Source organism: Aureisphaera sp., from assembly GCF_059726885.1.
The window spans coordinates 3,696,866-3,715,890 of the sequence record NZ_AP041051.1; the positions used below are offsets into that span (position 1 = coordinate 3,696,866).

Genomic DNA, 19,025 nt, shown 5'->3' on the forward strand with positions numbered 1-19,025 from the left:
GTATTGTGCTGTAATTATAAAACTATACGCATGGATTTAGCAGCAGCATTTGGAAACATTAAATGGATATCGGTAATTATCGCCGCGGTATCCTCCTTTTTAATTGGCGGAATATGGTATGGCCCTGTTTTTGGAAGAGCCTGGATGACCGAATTCGGTTTTACGGAGGAGGATTTAAAGAAACGAAGTATCCCAAAAACCTTTGGTCTCTCTTTACTTCTGGCTTTTATTGCGGCCTTGATATTAGAAATGTTCATAGGTCCTGAAGCGGACTTAGCATTTGGTGCCAGTGCTGGATTTTTTGCAGGTTTTGGTTGGGTGGCTATGTTATTGGGGATTCTATATTTGTTCGAAATGAAATCGCTCAAGGCCTATCTTATCAATGCAGGTTATTGCATTGTTGCATTAACGGTAATGGGTATTGTTTTAGGTGCCTGGTAAATAGAAAAGCATGGAAAAAGGACTACTTGAAAAAACAGGAAAGCCACTGAGCCATTGGATTAAGGTGGTAAAGGCTTCAAAAATCGAAAAGCACAAAGCCATCATCGATTTTTTAAAATCGGAACATGATTTTACGTTTGGATATGCGAATTTCGTATCCTTAAAAGCACGCAAGGCAGACGCCGAATCCATAGACGACACAGATCTATTAACGAGTCAATACGTAGGGAAAGAGCACTTAAAACCTATATATGAAGCGCTTCACATTAAGATCAGCACTTTCGGGAGCGATATCACGGTTACACCCAAAAAAGACAGTGTGAGTTTTATTAGAAAAAAACAATTCGTCTTGATAAAGCCCGTCACCAAAACCCGGATCGATTTGGGATTGAAGCTAAAAGGTAAGGAAATTACGGACCGTCTTGAAAATTCAGGGTCATTCGGATCCATGTGCACCCACAGGGTACGATTGGAAACCATTCACGACATAGATACTGAGCTCATGGAATGGATACGGGAAGCGTACGATAGAGCAAATTAACATACTCAAGGCCTAGTTTGTTTTTGTAGACTTCAAAAAACAGTAACTTTGGAAGACCACTCTTAATCGAGGGGTCTTTTTTGTCATGGTATAATGCAAATCAATGTCAGGGAAATAGCGTTAAAGGACATTCCCAGCCTCGTGAATTACTGGCTGGAATCGGATGATGACTTTCTTGTGGGTATGGGTGTAGATTTAAGCAAAGTGCCCTCCCGCGATGTTTTAGAGGAAATGTTTGCAGAACAAATAGGTGCACACTACAAGGACAAAAAATCGTATGCCTTAATCTGGGAAATAGATGGGATGGCTTCTGGACACACAAATATAAATCAAATTGAATTCGGAAAGAAAGCACAAATGCATTTGCATCTCTGGGACTCAAAGAACCGAAAAAGGGGCTTGGGATTAGAACTGGTAAAAAGATCGCTTCCCTATTATTTCAACCACTACGAATTGGAAGAATTGTATTGTGAGCCCTATGCATTAAATCCTGCACCCAATAAAACCTTAGCGAAGTTGGGATTCGAATTTATTAAGACCTACGAAACCATCCCCGGATCCATTAACTTCCTTCAAGAAGTGAATCAGTGGCGTTTAACACGACAAGGATTTGAAAAGTTGTAACCTAGGGTTTACAATATGAATTTCAAGATATTTTTTTTTCTTAATACTGACTCTCTTTTTGTTTTCAATTTCATGCAAAAACAAAACAGAGGATCAAACCGTGCAAGAAACTTCAGAATCCCCACTGGCCTGTATGGAACGGGTTGTACAAGAAGACTCGGAGTACCTGGAGCCTTATAGAAGAAGCCCAGGAATAATTGTGAATTAATCGAATTCTATAATTACTTCCTCTACCCCACGTCTTACTTTTTTGAGTTCGGAGAACAGGTCATCCTCGGCCCTATAGCCCACGGGCAATACAAGCACAGAAGAAAGCCCTTTATCGGTAAGTCCAAGAAGTTCATCATATTTAGAAGGTTCAAAACCTTCCATAGGGCAAGCATCAATACCTTCCAGTGCACAGACAGTTAATAAATTACCCAATGCCAAATACGCCTGTTTGGCCATCCATAGGGAAATCTCTTCCTGCTTCTTTTCGGCAAAAGAGCTCAACAAATACTCTTGAAACGGATCCAAGATCTCGCGGGGCGTATTACGGATGTCCTCTACCCTATTAAAATGCCCTTTAATATACTCGGGCGAAATACCATGTTCCTTGCACAGCACCAAAACATGAGAGGCATCCCTAACCTGTAACTGATCCATGGACAAGGGCACCAATTGTTGTTTGATATCCGGATTGGAAATCACCAACATTTTTAGGGGTTGCAGTCCGTAGGACGTAGCCGTTAAATTGAACGCATCTTTAAGGGTTTGTATCTGAGCTTCCGTTAGTTTTTTGGAAGGATCGAACTTTTTACAGGCGTAGCGCCATTTTAATTTTTCAATAATATCTGAAGCCATGGTAATTCGCTTAACTTTATGGTGCAAAAATACGCATCGAAAATGAGGGTTTTTCAAAAAACCATCGAATATTCTAATAGCACAAACAATAAAGACTATGTCTAATATAGAAGATAGAATTGAAAACAGTGAAACACGCATCTATAAAGCAGTATTCCCCAATACCACTAACCATTACGATACGCTCTTTGGGGGTACGGCCCTGCATATGATGGATGAGGCCTCCTTTATCTGCGCCACCCGCTTTAGCCGAAAAAAAGTAGTGACGGTCTCTACGGAGAAAATAGACTTTACCACGCCCATACCCCAAGGGACCATTGTGGAATTGGTAGCGCGGGTAGACAGAGTAGGACGGACCAGCTGTGTGGTAAAAGTGGATATTTTTATGGAAGACATGTATAGCGATGCAAGGGATAAGGCCGTAACGGGATTCTTCACCTTTGTGGCTGTGGGGGACGATAAAAAACCGATTGCCATCGTCGCCTAGTATTTCTTAAAATTTTGTTTTTAGATAAAGAAAAAGCCTCGTATATTTGCATCCGCTAAAGGAGAAATGGCAGAGTGGTCGAATGCGGCAGTCTTGAAAACTGTTGAGGGTCACACCTCCGGGGGTTCGAATCCCTCTTTCTCCGCAATATAAAACCGTAATTACTTATTAATTAAGTATTTACGGTTTTTTGTATTCGTATTTTGTACGATTAATGTACGGTAGGGTTGTTTTTTATATAATTTCGGTTTTTTAGATTACATAAGTTCATTCAATTAATTAACTATCTTTGTAACTGCTTACACGTTGCCTGTGTAATCATTTGAACAAAAAAAAGAGGGTGGTCTTATTGGTCACCCTCTTTTCATTTTATGCATTGTTGGTTAGTTTTGCCTTTCCCTGTTTGGTGGGACACACTATCAACTTAACCGGAAACTCACCATTTATTAATTTCCTTCTTTGATCCAGGAATAGGGATAATTTGTAATCCATCAATCTAATTTGCCCAAAATAACTATAAATAAACCAATATTAACGATAAGTATAGTTTTATGAAACCTTTAATTATTAGGTTATAAGTACATAAAGGTAGATAAGATGATATTATAATCTTCTGATTGCGGCTCAGAAAGTTGCAGGTTTGAATCCTGCCGAGGTCACTAGAATTAATAAGGCTTAAGAAGATTTGATCTTTTTAAGCCTTTTTCTATTTGCACAGAATTTGCATAAGTAAAATGAATTTTCGGCACTTATATGCCAGTTGCCACAGGTCTCAATTAATTTTGATCGTGTCCGGGACTTTGCCAAAAGCCCCCTTTAACTTCGATTCTATAGACTCGATTAGAGCTTTCTTTTCCGTCTCCTGTTTTGCAAGTATTTCCATACTCGAATTATTATTGCGTTCTGAACTCATGTCCCTTTTTTTTAATAAAACACTCTGAACTTGTCTTCGACTAAAGTTCATTATTGTAAATTGATTCAATACTGAAGTTGTCATATAATGTATTTTTGGTTTATCAAATATACATATTATGTTATTATAAAGCAATTATTTTGTTACTTATTTTATATTTGTATACATAGTATGTAATCATTAACTTTAAATCATTAAACCCAAATAATGGAATATTTAAACATAAAAGAGTGTATCAAGAACAAGGGTATTGGTTACAAGGAGCTTGGTGAAATTGTAGGCCTTACTAAAACTAGTATTGCTAGAATAGCAGCCGGGAAGCAAACACCAAATTTTGTGACTTTAGCAAAGATTGCCAATGCATTGGACGTTGAGGTTAAGGAGTTATTCAAATCAACAGAAGAGCACAAACGCATAAATGGTTTCATTGAATTTGATGGCAACATTTATCCGGTAAAAAACATAACCGATTTAAACAAATTGATTAAATTAATCTCTGATTATTAAGCCTGATTCCCTATGAAAGTATCCCTTACAAATAATGAAAAAAACTTATTGATAAAGGCTGTGTTGATAAGAAAAAGTAAGTATGTCGGTGAAAACCTTACCAGCGGCAAACATGTCGATTCACTTGAAAAAATACGTACGGCCTTACTGAATGAACCCTTTGAGATTAATGGCTTTGCCATGCACTTGTTTAAAGGGTTGATTAATGGTGAAATTGAAGAAATGGCTAATACCAACAAACCGCTAAATCTCTCGGAAAAGGAATACCGAAGATTATTCGTTTTAGCGGGTAGAAAATTTGACCGAAAGAAATGGAATCAGCTTGAAAGATTAAATTAGCCCAATTCTTTAGTTTAAATATCATAATCCTAAATTTCAATCCTTCGCACAAACATATATTCCGGCCCCCATGAATATGAATTTGATTCCTCGTATATATTGTTTTCGCAACGTTCGTGTAATTCTGCGATCATCAACTCATAATCTTTGGAAAATCTCAATTATGTAACCGTTCTTCGAACCAATCAGGCTCGTCTATTCTTGCGGTTTACCTCCGATTTTCAATTCCTTTTAGCCTTTTCCTTAGAGTCTTATTTCAATCTCCAGCCTCTCAACTTTTGCTTATTCCGTTTCCGTAATTATTGTTTGAACCTTTTACGAAGTGCTAAAATAAAAAACGCCAAAAATGTCCCCCCTAAGACTAACTGGATGTTCTTTAGTAATAGCCAATAACCAGGGTATGGATTTTCTTGATGAATCTTGATATATGGTAGTGATCCCTTAAGCCCTCTTTCAATAGCATTAATTAAATTGTTGTCAATAAAAAAGTATGCAATTGAGCAAATCAACGTTAAACCAATAATACTTATTATCGGTCTAGCTAAATTCTGCGTATAACCTCCGAAAAAACCATAGAACCAATAGACAAACCAATGATATAGTTTTCTCTGCTCAAACAATCTTAACTTTCGCATTTCCATTTCACTAATAAATGCGCTACCTGAAAGCTCCCAATCTTTATTAAAATCAAAATTCTTCTTTAGCATACGGTAATTTAATTCAGAAACTTCTAAATTATGGCTATCCCCAGCGAGCATTAGCCTCGCTCCTTTGAAGCTCCAATCACATAATTCGAAATTCATTTTAGCAAGATTTACATCTGAAAATCTAGTTTCTCTCATATTAATCCGAAAGACTTTATTGTTCTCGGGTATTGTATTGCCGGAAAAAGTAAGGACAGGAGGGTGAACATACCCAGGAAACACATCGTCTAAAAATGCTTTCTGATTGATGTATTTTAGTAAGAATCTGTCTGTGAATATATTTCCTGTTACCCGAAAAATATACTTTATTGAACTGTTCAATAGTTTAAAATCATCAACAATAATTGATGTTATAAATAAATTTTCATGAAAGCAACAAGAATTGAATGTTAATTCAGTAGATGCTAATCTTTCAAATTCCACAGATCCATTAAATTCACACCCTAAAAAAGTTAACTCAACACCAATGGTTAGGTTATTAAAAATCAAATTGTCTTGAAAAAAACAGTTAACAAAAGATAATTTATTAGATACATTAAAATCAATGAATCCAATCTTGCCCTGGAATTTGCAATCGACAAATATAAGATCCCTTGTGTTTTTTGTGCCAATAAATTTTCTAGTAAGTTGAGCAATAGTTTCAGCTCCTATTGGGAAAAAGGAATCAAAAAAGAAATAGTTACCATTTTTAGGTGCATTTTTTGATACAACTGACCAGAAGTGTTTAACTTTTTCGGCATCCCAATTAGTTTCTCCACTTTCTAATGTTTCGATCCAATCCTTCTTGTCTAACTCCAGCAAAGTACGATACTCCTTATGAGTCATTGTTTTTGGTATTTGAAGCTGGGGATTGCCTAGATGTATTATACTAAGTTAATAATTTCTTTATAGGGCTTAAACATAAAGTTCCGAATAATTATAAAAATTATTTTAAACTTAGGAATAATTCCTATTTTTGGAATTATTCCAATTTTAGAAACGACCCCTCGATGACCTATTCGAAATACTTTGGAGTTCACAAATGCATGCACGGCTATCCAAACCTCAACCAAGAGCAGATGGACCGTTATTTCAACATTGTGTATCTGGAAGGATGTATTAATGGAGCGAAATCACATTATCGTGAAATGAAGCAACTGCATAAAACGAATATTAGTGCCTTTAAATTCAATGAAAGATTGGACTTTCTTACCAATAGAATGTCTCCCGAAGATTTGATTAACGAAATGATCCAACTTTCACAGATTGACTAAATCACTATATTGCAACTATATAATGACCCCCGTATGTGTTATTCAACTGCCAACCGAAAAAAAAGGGAGCAAATAGAAATAGAGTACCATGCTAAAATGATCGAACCCTTAGAATACGAACCTTACTACCACCTAAATGGCTTTACCTATGGTAACCTCCATATAATACCAATGGATGAACCCGAAGGCATATACCCTGCCTCTTGGGGGCTGGTTGCCGATTGGGGTATAAACGACATACCTGCATTCAGGAAAAGATATAACACCCTTAATGCCAAATCCGAAACCCTACTAACATCAAACATGTATAAAGATGCTGCCAGGAAAAGAAGGTGCCTGGTCCTTGCAGATGGTTTCTTTGAACCACACCATGAGAATGGATTGGCAATACCATACTTCTGCCATATTCCTTCAGAAAAGTACGAAAACGGCAGTGATCTCTTTGTTTTTGCAGGGATCTATAACGAGATTGATGAAGGCGTTTATACAGCTACTATCCTTACAACGGAGGCCAATGAGTTTTTTGCGGAAGTACACAACAAGCGCAAACGGATGCCCCTTATATTGGACGAGTTTTTTATTGAGGATTGGTTGGACGACCTCAACGACCAGCAACTTAATGAACTGATGTCGGTGTCATTCACTACTAAGGAGTTTGAAGCCTATCCTGTAAGTCGGGATTTCTATAAAAAGGGTATTGATACAAACAAGCCTTATATAGTTGAAAGGGCAGATAGGGATACCCTATTTTAAATGAATTAAGGCCATGATATAGCTGTATGACCCAAGAATGAAGTATTGAGGTAAGATATTATCATATACAACGTAATTGTATTTATGTTCACCAAGTTTTGAAATTATAGGTCCACCAATTTTATCGGACTGAGCTAAATAAAATTCTTTGTTTTTGGGATAGTAGAATATTTTTATTTGCGCCAACGACAAATATTTATAAATGAAGTTGCTCTTTTCAGAATAGTGTTTACCACCTTGACTAAAGTTTGTAACTTTATGGAGGGAAAAGACTTTCCTAGTTACTGGACTCTTGCAAGGAAGGATTTTGACGAGCCTTTAGAGTTCGAAAAATACTCCCTTCAATTAGTAAAGAATAAAATATAGAATTATGCCATTTTATAATTTAAATGAAAAGCGGCCTGAAAGAAAAGGTTTGTACAAAGTCCAAGTTAAAAGAAAAGATGGATCAATTAGTGAATTTTTAGGAGATTGGAAAGGCACTGATTTTAGACCGTATAATTGGGATTGGAAAAAAGGTGATGAAGTTATTGCTTGGTTTCAAGGATAATTTGTGTTACACAAGTATATCATTACTTAAATCAAAATTAATGGGGAGTAGTATTTTAAATAAGCTTAAGACAGGTGCTGAGACTATTAAAGAATGGTTTTGGGCCCTTCCGTTATGGAAAAGAGCCATATTCACTTCTATTATAGGTATTTTTGGAGGGTCATCTGTAATTGGATTTCTAAATAAGTATGCCCTTTACTTACACGCAATTCGCAACAACTTTCGTGTTCCCGTCGAAGGTGTAGAGTATTTGGATTTATCGATCTCCTTAGTTTCCGCAGCTTTTTTAACTATATCGGTAATTGGGACAATTATAATCTATAACCTATTAAGGTTATTAAAATACATCTTTTCAAAATTTCGATCTCACCGCATTAACAAGGTAATTAAAAGTTTTACTAAATTCAGAGAGGTTTCCGAGGGTATGGATGATGAAGATTTAATGGGTCTACGATTAAAAAATTTGCGGAACTCTCAAAAAAAAATGGATTTTATAAGTAATCTTTTTGGGTCCATATTTGGGGGCTTTCTTACATCCGTTTTATTAATTATTGCATCTTATTACGATAATGAAGAAAATTTGTACTTAATCTACTTGCTATTAATATCCATAATACCTTTAGCAATAATTATACCGAGGCTTATTAAGAATGAAGTGGTAATTAAACAGGTCACATTGGGCATTATTCTAATTGCAGTGGTTGGCTTTTCATCATTGCTTTTCATAAAACCTGTTTATAATACATTCCTTTCGGGAATTAAATATGGTGGTGAAATATTGGTGAAGATTGAGTACCGAAAGGCAGACAATACTGTCGGTCAAACAGAGGGACAATTACTGATTCGAACCAAAAACAGTATAACGATACGTAAATCAGAAGAGCAAGTTATTGAGGAAATACCAACGGAAAGAATCTCCCGTGTATTATTTCCGCAATAATTAAAGTAGAGAGACAAAATTATAAATTATACCTAACTTTATTGAAACCACAAATTATTCGATCATGGGGGAGAAAAATGTATCGGATTCTGCAAATAAATGCTTTGTCAAATTAGAGGTAAAGCTTGTTGAGCAGGAACATTGGGCATTGGCTTTATATTTGAAATTCTACCAAATTAATAAAATTGGCCCGATAAAAATGATTCGCTTAGGGAGGGGAGTTATCTGCCGGCACTCTTTAATAATACAAGCATAATGAATATGAGAAAAACTACTATCACCATCTTATTTATCTTATTTATAATTCTTCAATCAACAGCCCAAAAGAAAATTGAGAAACTTAAAGAATACAAAGCCACAAATGGGGTAACATATAAAATTGGCGATACCCTTCAATTGGGCAAGGGGTCGGGTCAGAATGGTATTTATGATTTTATCCATAGCACTGGATTGGCTGTCGCCACATCTGGTAAAGCACAACCACTGGATGCTGTAAATACTAAGTTTACCTTTGTTAAGGTCAAAAAGATAAAAGAATATAACTCTAAACATTATAAAGGTGTTATAATGACGGTAGGAGTTAAACACTTAACTAATCATTTAATTTATGTTGAAGAGGCGATAGAAAGCTGTGAAATTCTCCCTTGCCTCAAAAATGAAGGTGGAATTAATCAATCCGACAAATACGACCAACTGGCCAAAATAAAAAAACTTCTTGACGATGGAGTTTTAACGATGAAAGAGTTCGAAATAGAAAAGGCCAAAATACTAAACGGGAATAATTAATCCTAAACCATATTATCCAAACATACGGGATATGCGATTGGCTGGGATGATGTTGCAGCAAACAGAAATATCTAAAAATTACGGTGGAATTAACGTTGGTAACACACCAGAACCAACGCAGAAACCGACCCTCTCAGACTTCGGCATAACAAAAAACGAAAGCAGCACCTACAACCGCTACATTTTGAGCCACCAATTTAACCTATTTGTTGAGGTTATAAAGGTTTTATCTCAATTGTCATGCTCCCCTAGTTATAACACTCTGCGCCCATACACTTAATTTTTTTAGGGTTTCTTCAGCAACTATTTTCTTATTGATAGGGCTTAACTGGTAACTATCCCCGCCGTACCTATTTTTTAATAAAGGGGCCTTAAAATCAGTTGACCCAATTCTTAAAAGAATTTTCGACTTGTCAAGGAAAAGACTTTTATAAAAATTGCCTTTATCCTTCATAGTAACCCTGTTGAAAGGTTGTCCCTCGGTTTTCTTTTTTTTGATTGTAAAAGGCGTATAGCTTGGTTGTATCTTTTCTCCTGTTCCTCCAACACCTTTAAATAGCTGTCCTTGTAAAGTTTTTATTATCTCTGGTTCGTTATTCTTTAATATGGTTTCTGCTTTGGGTTCCATATTATCCAACACAAAATCTATTCTCTTGATCCAGTTGTCTATCGCTTTCATACGTTAAACCTTATTTGCTTCAATCATTAAGTAAATTTCCTTCGATAACGCCCTATAGTTGAAATCATTATTGTTTGTAATATTTATTTTCGCATTTGAAAAGCCTTTTCTAATCTGTGCCTCCAAATCAATAGATGGGGCCGTTTTATTCGATGTATTATTTTTACTTAACTCTATCCTATCCTTAAATGTCCTTTGTGACAACTGAAAACCATTTTGCAAAATCTCTTCATAACTAGTTTGTTTGAAACTAGACACATCAGGTAATACCGAATCGCCCTGGGCAAGCTTTATAAGGGTTGGCGTGTCGGGAGAAATCATTTTCAATTTCCCGTGCTTGTCTATAATGGGTTCGTGTTTGCCGCCATCTCCTACGATCGCTAATTCCTCGGGGCCACCTGACCTTCCAGTCTTGTACTGTGGTAGAGGTTGTGCCGCTATTATTGTGGCTTGCGCCGCTCCACTTGCAATTATAAAGGGCACAATAGTTGGTGCTAAAACTGGTCCAACTCCAACAGGAGGGGGAGAAGCAGCAGCCGCAACCGCTAAAGCTGTCTGAGATGCAACTTGACCAATATTAAACGTTCTTTCCAAAATAGCCTGTTGAACCCTCTTTTGCCTTTTCTTTTCTTGCAGCCTTTCTTCTTCCGCATCCCTTTGGTCATTATATGCCTTTATTTCCTCATTGGACAGCCCCTCCTGCTCTAATAATTTGTCGTACTTCTCGGCGTTAGCTTCTATTTCCCTTTCGGTATTAGAAATGCTTCGCTCCAAGAAAGTTGCCCCCAATTCGGTCAAAATTCCGAATGCTCCCACAGCCTTATTCAGCACTTCTTCCCATGGAAGATTTTTTAACGCTTCACTAACAGATTTTATTTTTTCCTCTAGTTCCGCTGCTCTAGTTACCGTCCCTTTGGCAATAATATCCTCAGGATTAATCTTGTTTGTTACTATGTCATCTATACCCTCTGTAATATCTCCAAAAGCCTCATTTATTTTTTCTATTCTATCTATATATTCCTCTGCCGAAATATTACCATCCATTAATTCAACTTGCAATTGAAAAACGGCCTCTTCCTGCATCTCATTAAATAAGCTTCTAATTGACCTGATCTTTTCCCTTACCTTACTCTCGGTACTGCCTAAAATCAATTCTATTTCTTTTTGAAGTCCGGAAATTACCTTCTTAATCGCATCTGCTTGTGCTTTTGTTGTTGCCTTTTCCAAAAGCTTCTTTTGCTCTTCTATTTCCTTACGTATTTTCTCTACCGCCCTTCCAGTCTGTTGCGCTGCTTCTTCGGTATTTGCCACCTCAGGTATCAATCCCAACTCTTCCCTTAATTTCTGGACCGCATCGGCTTGTTTTATATACGCATCTGTAGCGTTATTTGCATTATCTACCGAAAAACCCCCTGTACCCTCCAATACCCTAACATCTATAAGGCTTAAGGATTTCAAAAGGGCGTTAGCCTCTAATTTAAAGGCTCCTGCGTTCTCTCTTGCTTTATCCAAAGCGTTTGCAAGCCTGTCACTCCTTGAAATGGTTACATCGGATTCTATACCCAATGCTATTTCCGCATCAATAAGGGTTTCCAATGCTTCTTGTTCCTTTTGTCTTTGGTATATTTTTGCCTCTGCCGCTCTTTCACCAAGCTTTTCCGCTTTGTCTATTTCCTTTTGTAATATAATCCTGTTTATATACTGGTCGTTTACTTTTTTAATCGCATCAGCTAGTTCTTCTGTCGTCGCCTTTTCTAGGTCAATATTCTTTACAAATTCGGGGTACTTTTTATTTATCTCGTTAATGATTTTTAGCCTTTCCCCTTCCTTTAGGTTCGCTTCAGCAAGTCTTGTTGCCAAAACATTGAACTCTACCTGTTGCCCCCTTATCTTATCGGTCATCGTTTCAACGGGTGCTATAGTATTTAATATAGTTGTGCCCAACTCTAAAAAGGCATTAGAAATACCCGAAACAAAGCGTTTCCCTATGAATAATTTAAAATTTTTAAGCGAGGCATTGAACTTGTCTTGTGAGTTTGCAGCCTCATTTAAAATATCCCCTGCTTCTTTAATTTCTTTACGTGCAATATTGGCAACTGCTTTTACAAAATTTGGGGATTTTTCTAGTTCATCATTTAATTCTCCCGCACTAATACCAAGGTTGTCAATCCTAAGTTTAGACTCTTTAGAAAGCCCCTCTACAAGCGAATCCCTTAACTTGTCTACACTCTGCCCCGTTTGTGCGGCACGAACGGCAAGAAACTCTAAAAGCGTGTCTGTTTCTTCTGTTGATATATTGAAATTGTCAAGCTCTACAATGGCCTTTTTAATATCTAAATCTGATAGTAGCCCCTTGGTTGCTTTTCTAACTCTTACCAATGCCGCTTCCGCATCCCTTGTTCTTTCTTCTATTTTACTAAACGCAAATTCCACCCCTTTAGCCTCTTGCGCAACTCTACGTGCATCCTTCAGGAAACTTATTCCGAACCTCAACCCCTCTATAACTCCAAGCGACCCAGCAACGCCCGCTAATATGCTTCCAAACGTTTTAAGTGAAGAGCTTCCCGATTTTAATTTCTTAACAGGTGCCTCTATCTTGTTCAAGGCTTTACGCAAGTCTTCGGCTTTCTTTTTAGCCTCTCCCAACTGCTTATTAGAAGTACCTACCGCCGCCGCTAATTCCTTATATTCTTTTTCTGCTTGAGCAACTTTTATTTTTAGTTTTTCGTAGGCTCCTATATTCTGGTTGGTTAATTTGACTTCTATACGCTTTTCCTTGTTAATGCGTTGGGTGTCTACCCTTAGGGATTGTAGTTCTTTGTTGAGGTTCGAATACGCCCCCGTGTTCTTTACAATCTCCCTGTCCAAATCCCTTTCTAGCTTTTTACGGGCTTCTAATTCTATATTTAGCTTTTTACTAACCTCTATATTTTTTTTCAATTGTGCCGTAATGCCGTTTCCACCGCCTGAATTGCCGCTTTTGCCTACTTGTTTAGCCAGTTCGTTAACCTCCTTAAAATCGTTCTTTAAGGCTTGCATTTCTTTTCTTGCAACTACTATTTGTTCCTTTAATTCATTTTCCATTTGCTAAGTACCTCCTGTGTTTTATTAAATAATTCAACATTCCCCTCTTTCTCTGATTCATCAGACATTTTTTGTATAGATTGCAATATTTCCCTATGAATAGAATCATCTTTTATGCTTGCAACAACATTCCTGGCATTTTCAGAAGCTATCACAGTTTTTGAAATAGCCTGAATACTCATTAAAAGGGTTTTCCCTTTATTGATAATACCCCCTATTTCCTTGCGGAACCCAAATAGTTTTTCGGGAGATTTTACACCTAACATCTCCTTTGATAATTTCTGTACTACCCCAGCTAAATTCAAATACTCCTTTTCTTTTTCAATGATTTGTAGGTAATCTAAATTGGCGGCGCTACCCTCTCCGTTCTGTTCCGCTATAATCTGCACTTCAAGCATACCTACTAAGGCCTTTTTAACCTCTTTCCCTAATTGCTCTGCTTTTTCTAAATAGCTTTTGGTTTCTGAATTTCTATTTAGCACTTCCTTTACCTTACTTGGTGACGATGGACTAGATGCAGAATCCTTCCCTTGTCTGGAATTTTGCGAAAGGGCAAGTATAACACTATCTATAGGCATCATTAACCCCTCTTTTCTATACGACACTTCATTCGAGTTTATTCTAGTATTTATTTCCATTTTACATTCTTTAGTTTTAAGCGTTTTTTCAATCTTCCTGTAGTCTAGCCTATAAATCTTTAAAAGCCTCTTAAATCGGCTAATTTTACACTCTATGTTTATTCTTCGTGTTTATTCACAACCTCATCATTCAGTCCGAAAACTTCCTTGGTATTTGTAAGGCGGTAATAATTCCTTTTATTATGGGCTACGTCTATCGAAAAACCCAACTGACAAAGCAGATTGAGATAATTACCTACGGATCGTGTAGTAATCCCCAATTCCTTTGCTAATTCCGGATAACTCCTAAATTCATTTAAAAACCCGATTAGCTTTATAATTCGGTGAACCCTTCCAGAGCATCGTATTTCCCCATTAAAAGCTTGTCGTTTTCTAATGTGCCTAAACTTGGGCAATAAATCCAATCCAATTAAACTGCTCATATTGTTTGTATTTTTTTTCCTCGTGCGTATGCGCATAGTGACCCCGATATTATCTTTCATTCTTTCGTTGCTTCCATGTAAATAAAAGTCTTCATTCCCTTCCTTTTTTATAGGGCCCTTAAACTCAATTATTATTGAATGCCCGTATGTGCGTTGTGATGTGGGAAAAGTCTTTTTATCGGGTCGGTTTACTATTTCGTTCTTTCCTTTTGCCCTTAGTGCAATCTTAGTGTAATTGTTCTTTTGGGTTTCGAGTAATTTCGAGTAGAACCCTTGCGGTAATCTTGGGGTTATCCTAACCCTAATCTCACCCTTTTCGCTTGTTATGTACCCGTAGTTTTCCGGAGTATGTATCTTAGGTATTCTCAGGATTTCGTTTCGAGGTTTTTCGAAGTTTACCCTTACGGTAATCTTACGGTTATCCCTTATGGTAATCTTAGGGTTATGGATTAACGGATTTTGTAGGATATTGTTTTTTACGTGTGCGTATGTGATCTTAGAAAAGTCTTCCCCCGTAATATTCCGCATACGTGTTATGATAAAGGAAAAGTCTTTGATAGTTTCCTTTTTAGCGTGTGAAAAACAATTCGAGTAGATCCCCAAAAATGCTATTAATATCAGTATGTATTTATAGTTTCCCATCTATGCTATATCCGTAGTTTTCCGTAGTTTTCGTTTTCTGCACCCTTGACGTAATCTTACCGTAATCGGGTTATTCTTATTCAAATATCAAATCTGCTTTTTCTTCGCGCGCGCGTATTGGTTGTTTTTTTCTTCGTGTTTGTTTAATATTTTACTTTTTTGCTTCATATTATAAATTAATTCAGTTGATCTGCTTTAAGTTTTAAAGGAGTGACTTCACACATGCGCTTTTAGTGCGCTCTGCTACACCGCCCTACTCAAATCCTTGCATCTTTTTTCATATGGCTTATTAACGGGTCGTATAATCCGCTTACGCTTTGCCTTTAGCTCTAGTTCCTCAGTATCAAAATGATCAGTTATTGCACGAAGTACCCTATTATTATTAAGGGTACTTTGTGCATTCTCCTTAATCTTTCTACCTATGAGGCTGTGCATGTCGAGTGAGTTTTCCTTTACAAAATTTATCATCTTGTTTTTCTCTGCCCTACGCTGTTGGCTATTCAATGACACCCACCATTTAGGATCATTCCATTTGTATTTTTCCTTACCCTTAAAGTCGTTAAATGCTTCAGCATCAATTGTTGGATCATACAGAATGGTGCGGTTCCATTTATCATAAAGCTTTTCAAATAAAACTTCGGCCTTTTCTTTGTCCGTTAAGTCAGCAAGCGTAAAAACTCCAAGACTGTGCAACGGACTCATTTTTGTAAATTTTACCTCCCACCTAAAAAGGTTCTTAGGTGGTTCAAATTCCCTTACTGTTTTGTTTTGTGTTATAAATGCCCTCCCTTCGAAATGGGCTGTTTTGCCGTATGCCTTGTTTGTAATTTTTTGAAGCGTTGCCCTAGCTATTCCACCATTCCTTTTTGGCTCATAGTAAAACGGTTGGTTCTGGTATGAAACCAAATTTTCAGCAATGTCATTTGGATTTATTGGTAGCACACAATTAGTTCCAACCTCTAGCATCTTCAATTCATAATCTTTAGGGTCTATTTTGTTTTCTGTTTTTAGCCATTCTATACACTCACAAAAGTTATTATGGGTGAAATCATTGTAATTGTGACCTCCCTCTCCATTGTACAGGTTCATCATGTAGTGGTGACTGCCCCTTACTTGAAGGTTACGCCCCTCCATCTTTGAATATTTTATGCCGTATTTGGATGCCTTTACTCTCTCAATCTGCTCCCCTGTCTCCGTATCGGTAACAGTTCCTTTTTCGAATGTGTCCCAATCGTTACGATCAAAAAAATCGGCAGGTACTTTCTTATGTTTTACAATCGATCTGCTATAATCAAAACTACCCATTAATCCCCTCCCTTCTGCCGTCTTGGTTCGGCTTCATATGTCCATCGAAAAGAGGGATTTGCCCCCCTGGACCTTCGGTGTCAAACTCTCTAACTTTAAGGTCGCTCGTTTTGGTACGGCCGTCTGAAGACGGGAGTCTAACCGTGTCGGCTTCGCTTGTTGGCGATGGTGTTGGTATAATTTGCCTTGCTTCCGGATCGAAACCGTTTTTTCTTGATGCTAGGTAGTGCCTAACCTTTTGGTTGGAGTACTTTGACTTCTTCTTTTCCGCAATGTAGATTACCCCTTTATTCCATAAGGTGTTGAATGTGCGTCCCATTGCAAGCACTTCAATGCCCGTCATTTTAACTAGATCCTTAACACAGAGCGGCTCATTGGCGGCGATAATTATATTGTATGCCACTAGCTCCTGTTTTTTCTTTTTACCGCTTCGAAGGAGATTCCTGTAAGATTCTATAGCAGTATCTGCTTGATCGATGTTTCGAACCCCTTGCTTTTTGTTCATTTCTACGATATGCGGCAAATCTTCATCGTAGTTTTCAATACCACTTTCTACTTTTCTAATTATGTTTCGTAGAACACGATTTTTTTCGTTGCCTGTTTTCATAACGTCTTACTTTTTTAATAGTGTTAAACATTCCAGTAATTCGCCACGTTTGTAGTACCTACGATTTCCGATACCGTATGCATTTAATTTTCCTTTGTTTGTCCACGCCCAAAGGGTTGAGCTGTCTATGGATAAGAATTTGCAGGTTTCGTCACGTGTCATAAGGTCATTATTTGCCTTTTGACTGTTGAGGTTTTTTTGAAGTTCTAAAAGTTGATTTTTAACGCCCTCATTAATCAGTTCCGATAACTGTTGAGGGGTTGACTGAATAAATTGTACTGTTTCCATTTGCAATGGGTTTTTGTGTTATACCCTGCAAATGTGGGGCGGTGGTCATACCCCAAAAGATTGTGTATTGTACCTTTTTAGGTACGTTCTGTACCTTATCCCTTATAAAGTTGTTTAGCGTTGTGATAGATACTTATTCTTATGGATGTTCTAGAGTAATTAGATGTTTTTTGTATTACTATTTGGTAGGTCTGTGAAATCCAATCTAAAAATGTTTTTTGGTTAACTGTTTCAAATATTAATCCGTCTTTTTTCATTTCTTCATACATAAATTTCACATCGGCTCTACTGCTCCCTTTGATGTCGAAGCCGTCATACATCGACTGCCAAACTTCAAAAGCATTATTTCTGAATATGTGAGAGTGTTTAGTTAAAACTTTATCGGGATTTGCGTCACTTGTTTTTTGAATTTGTTGAGTATCTAGTTTACTTTTATCCTTTTCGGTTCTTTTTCCCATTGTTTCAGCAAACAAAGGTTCAAACAGGTGGCTATAGGAAAAAACTATTGTCCAAGCCTTGTAAAAGTAACCTTGCTTTTGCCCGTCTTCGAATGCATTTATTATTTTTCCGCCCGTTGGCTCGTTGGTGTGTCGGGTTTTAAAACCACTATGGTTATTAAGCCAGTCGTGTTCAAATAAAATTTGTTTCGTTAGAAACTCGTGTACTTTAATTGTGAAATCCCGTTTATCTCCAACCATTTGTGGATGGGGCTTAATACATTTTTCTTCAAAATCGTTATATCCCTTTTTGAAACCGTTGGAATATTCTTTAAAGTAAGGTATGTAGTCCTCAAGATATTCCAACGTATTGTTTCCGTTTAAATATGGCTTATTATCATCTAAAGTCGTAAAAGCAAGTTTAGTGTATAAGTCTATTCTACCAAAATATGCGCCATACATGATAAATGGATAAGGGTCAAGGGTGGCATCTTTTTTCCCACTGTAGCCGCTATCTAACTTTTTTTGATATTCGGCATCGGAAAAAAACCTACTTGTAGGTAAATAGTAAAATTCTAAAATATTTTCGCCAATGGGGTTATTCCGTTTTAGACTTTCGTGGGTAAATTCTTTTGGCACTATTTCTATTTTTTCATCTTCAAAAACCCAATTCATAATACCATAATAGGTTCTTAGTTGTTCTATGAAATTTTTAGTAAGTTTTGTCTTTGATTTGTATTTATTCAATTCACTTTCTAACCATTCTTTGAATAAAACATACTCTCCATAGATTAACGGTGCATTATTATTGTAATATCCAAATGCTGAAAAAGGTTTGTTGGGATTTTCATAGTAACCATTGGTAAGCCTTGAATACTCGTGCAAATTTCTTTGGTACGCATCATCTACATACTTATTTTCAAAACTTTTAGTAGTAGAAAGCCTATTTGCTTCGCTTATAAAATGATTAATCTGGTATAGTTCGTCTTCAATCACTTTTTTTGAGGCATTGCCGTATTTCTTTTCAAATAATCTTTGGCGTGCTTCAAATAGGCGTTGGGCATTTAGTTTTTTGAAGCGTTCAAATAATTCCGTTTTGTTTTTCGGTTCGGGAATAATTGTATATTCCGCTCCAGGTTCAATATTTAATCTTTCCGCATCTTCTTGAGTAGCTTTTTTTGTAACTCTTATAGATGCTTCATATTCATCAGATTTTGCCATTTGAACGGTATTTTTGTTGCC

At 36.9% G+C, this 19,025-nt stretch carries 21 protein-coding genes and 1 tRNA gene; 12 read left to right on the forward strand and 10 right to left on the reverse strand.

Annotated elements, in window-relative coordinates:
• The first annotated feature begins 30 nt into the window (after nt 1–30).
• The 3 genes from AC6JAD_RS16590 to AC6JAD_RS16600 all read left to right on the forward strand — a co-directional run bounded on the left by AC6JAD_RS16590 (nt 31) and on the right by AC6JAD_RS16600 (nt 1,606).
• Nucleotides 31–441, forward strand: coding sequence for a DUF1761 domain-containing protein (locus AC6JAD_RS16590; RefSeq protein WP_461303834.1), 411 nt, complete (start codon nt 31–33; stop codon nt 439–441).
• Nucleotides 442–451: 10 nt separating this feature from the next.
• On the forward strand, nt 452–982 hold the full coding sequence (locus AC6JAD_RS16595; protein WP_461303833.1) for a DUF5655 domain-containing protein: 531 nt from the start codon (nt 452–454) through the stop codon (nt 980–982).
• 93 nt (nt 983–1,075) lie between these two features.
• The gene (locus AC6JAD_RS16600; protein ID WP_461303832.1) at nt 1,076–1,606 is read left to right on the forward strand and encodes a GNAT family N-acetyltransferase; all 531 of its coding nucleotides are present in this window, start codon (nt 1,076–1,078) and stop codon (nt 1,604–1,606) included.
• Nucleotides 1,607–1,810: 204 nt separating this feature from the next.
• Here the strand turns inward: AC6JAD_RS16600 and AC6JAD_RS16605 are convergent, their stop codons facing one another.
• The gene (locus AC6JAD_RS16605) at nt 1,811–2,449 is read right to left on the reverse strand and encodes an NAD(P)H-dependent oxidoreductase (RefSeq protein WP_461303831.1); all 639 of its coding nucleotides are present in this window, start codon (nt 2,447–2,449) and stop codon (nt 1,811–1,813) included.
• Nucleotides 2,450–2,546: 97 nt separating this feature from the next.
• Between AC6JAD_RS16605 and AC6JAD_RS16610 the strand changes: the two genes are divergently transcribed.
• The 4 genes from AC6JAD_RS16610 (at nt 2,547) to AC6JAD_RS16625 (ending at nt 4,695) form a co-directional block, all read left to right on the forward strand.
• On the forward strand, nt 2,547–2,936 hold the full coding sequence (locus tag AC6JAD_RS16610) for an acyl-CoA thioesterase (RefSeq protein ID WP_461303830.1): 390 nt from the start codon (nt 2,547–2,549) through the stop codon (nt 2,934–2,936).
• A 60-nt stretch (nt 2,937–2,996) separates the two neighbouring features.
• A tRNA-Ser gene (locus AC6JAD_RS16615) sits at nt 2,997–3,081 on the forward strand.
• A gap of 975 nt (nt 3,082–4,056) precedes the next feature.
• Entirely contained in the window at nt 4,057–4,356 is a 300-nt protein-coding gene (locus tag AC6JAD_RS16620; protein ID WP_461303829.1) for a helix-turn-helix domain-containing protein, read from the forward strand.
• A gap of 12 nt (nt 4,357–4,368) precedes the next feature.
• A complete protein-coding gene (locus AC6JAD_RS16625; RefSeq protein ID WP_461303828.1) occupies nt 4,369–4,695 on the forward strand; it encodes a hypothetical protein in 327 nt (108 codons plus the stop codon).
• 299 nt (nt 4,696–4,994) lie between these two features.
• Here the strand turns inward: AC6JAD_RS16625 and AC6JAD_RS16630 are convergent, their stop codons facing one another.
• Nucleotides 4,995–6,224, reverse strand: coding sequence for a hypothetical protein (locus tag AC6JAD_RS16630; protein ID WP_461303827.1), 1,230 nt, complete (start codon nt 6,222–6,224; stop codon nt 4,995–4,997).
• A gap of 164 nt (nt 6,225–6,388) precedes the next feature.
• Between AC6JAD_RS16630 and AC6JAD_RS16635 the strand changes: the two genes are divergently transcribed.
• The 5 genes from AC6JAD_RS16635 to AC6JAD_RS16655 all read left to right on the forward strand — a co-directional run bounded on the left by AC6JAD_RS16635 (nt 6,389) and on the right by AC6JAD_RS16655 (nt 9,681).
• The gene (locus tag AC6JAD_RS16635) at nt 6,389–6,652 is read left to right on the forward strand and encodes a hypothetical protein (RefSeq protein ID WP_461303826.1); all 264 of its coding nucleotides are present in this window, start codon (nt 6,389–6,391) and stop codon (nt 6,650–6,652) included.
• 33 nt (nt 6,653–6,685) lie between these two features.
• On the forward strand, nt 6,686–7,405 hold the full coding sequence (locus AC6JAD_RS16640) for an SOS response-associated peptidase (RefSeq protein WP_461303825.1): 720 nt from the start codon (nt 6,686–6,688) through the stop codon (nt 7,403–7,405).
• Between the two features lie 370 nt (nt 7,406–7,775).
• Nucleotides 7,776–7,955, forward strand: coding sequence for a hypothetical protein (locus tag AC6JAD_RS16645; RefSeq protein ID WP_461303824.1), 180 nt, complete (start codon nt 7,776–7,778; stop codon nt 7,953–7,955).
• On the forward strand, nt 7,927–8,895 hold the full coding sequence (locus AC6JAD_RS16650) for a hypothetical protein (RefSeq protein ID WP_497865766.1): 969 nt from the start codon (nt 7,927–7,929) through the stop codon (nt 8,893–8,895). The genes AC6JAD_RS16645 and AC6JAD_RS16650 overlap by 29 nt, the downstream gene beginning before the upstream one ends.
• A gap of 261 nt (nt 8,896–9,156) precedes the next feature.
• A complete protein-coding gene (locus AC6JAD_RS16655; RefSeq protein ID WP_461303822.1) occupies nt 9,157–9,681 on the forward strand; it encodes an SHOCT domain-containing protein in 525 nt (174 codons plus the stop codon).
• Between the two features lie 238 nt (nt 9,682–9,919).
• Here the strand turns inward: AC6JAD_RS16655 and AC6JAD_RS16660 are convergent, their stop codons facing one another.
• From AC6JAD_RS16660 to AC6JAD_RS16695, 8 genes are all read right to left on the reverse strand, one after another.
• The gene (locus tag AC6JAD_RS16660; protein ID WP_461303821.1) at nt 9,920–10,360 is read right to left on the reverse strand and encodes a hypothetical protein; all 441 of its coding nucleotides are present in this window, start codon (nt 10,358–10,360) and stop codon (nt 9,920–9,922) included.
• A 3-nt stretch (nt 10,361–10,363) separates the two neighbouring features.
• Complete coding sequence (locus tag AC6JAD_RS16665; protein WP_461303820.1) at nt 10,364–13,444, reverse strand: coiled-coil domain-containing protein; 3,081 nt, start codon at nt 13,442–13,444, stop codon at nt 10,364–10,366.
• Nucleotides 13,429–14,082, reverse strand: coding sequence for a hypothetical protein (locus AC6JAD_RS16670; protein WP_461303819.1), 654 nt, complete (start codon nt 14,080–14,082; stop codon nt 13,429–13,431). Before AC6JAD_RS16670 ends, AC6JAD_RS16665 begins: the two co-directional genes overlap by 16 nt.
• A 98-nt stretch (nt 14,083–14,180) precedes the next feature.
• A complete protein-coding gene (locus tag AC6JAD_RS16675) occupies nt 14,181–15,032 on the reverse strand; it encodes a hypothetical protein (RefSeq protein ID WP_461303818.1) in 852 nt (283 codons plus the stop codon).
• 357 nt (nt 15,033–15,389) lie between these two features.
• The gene (locus AC6JAD_RS16680) at nt 15,390–16,451 is read right to left on the reverse strand and encodes a hypothetical protein (protein ID WP_461303817.1); all 1,062 of its coding nucleotides are present in this window, start codon (nt 16,449–16,451) and stop codon (nt 15,390–15,392) included.
• Nucleotides 16,444–17,058 (reverse strand): hypothetical protein, encoded by a 615-nt coding sequence (locus tag AC6JAD_RS16685; protein WP_461303816.1) that lies wholly within the window; start codon nt 17,056–17,058, stop codon nt 16,444–16,446. The genes AC6JAD_RS16680 and AC6JAD_RS16685 overlap by 8 nt, the downstream gene beginning before the upstream one ends.
• Nucleotides 17,059–17,064: 6 nt before the next feature.
• Nucleotides 17,065–17,346, reverse strand: coding sequence for a helix-turn-helix domain-containing protein (locus AC6JAD_RS16690; RefSeq protein ID WP_461303815.1), 282 nt, complete (start codon nt 17,344–17,346; stop codon nt 17,065–17,067).
• Between the two features lie 95 nt (nt 17,347–17,441).
• On the reverse strand, nt 17,442–19,004 hold the full coding sequence (locus tag AC6JAD_RS16695; RefSeq protein ID WP_461303814.1) for a hypothetical protein: 1,563 nt from the start codon (nt 19,002–19,004) through the stop codon (nt 17,442–17,444).
• Nucleotides 19,005–19,025: the final 21 nt, after the last annotated feature.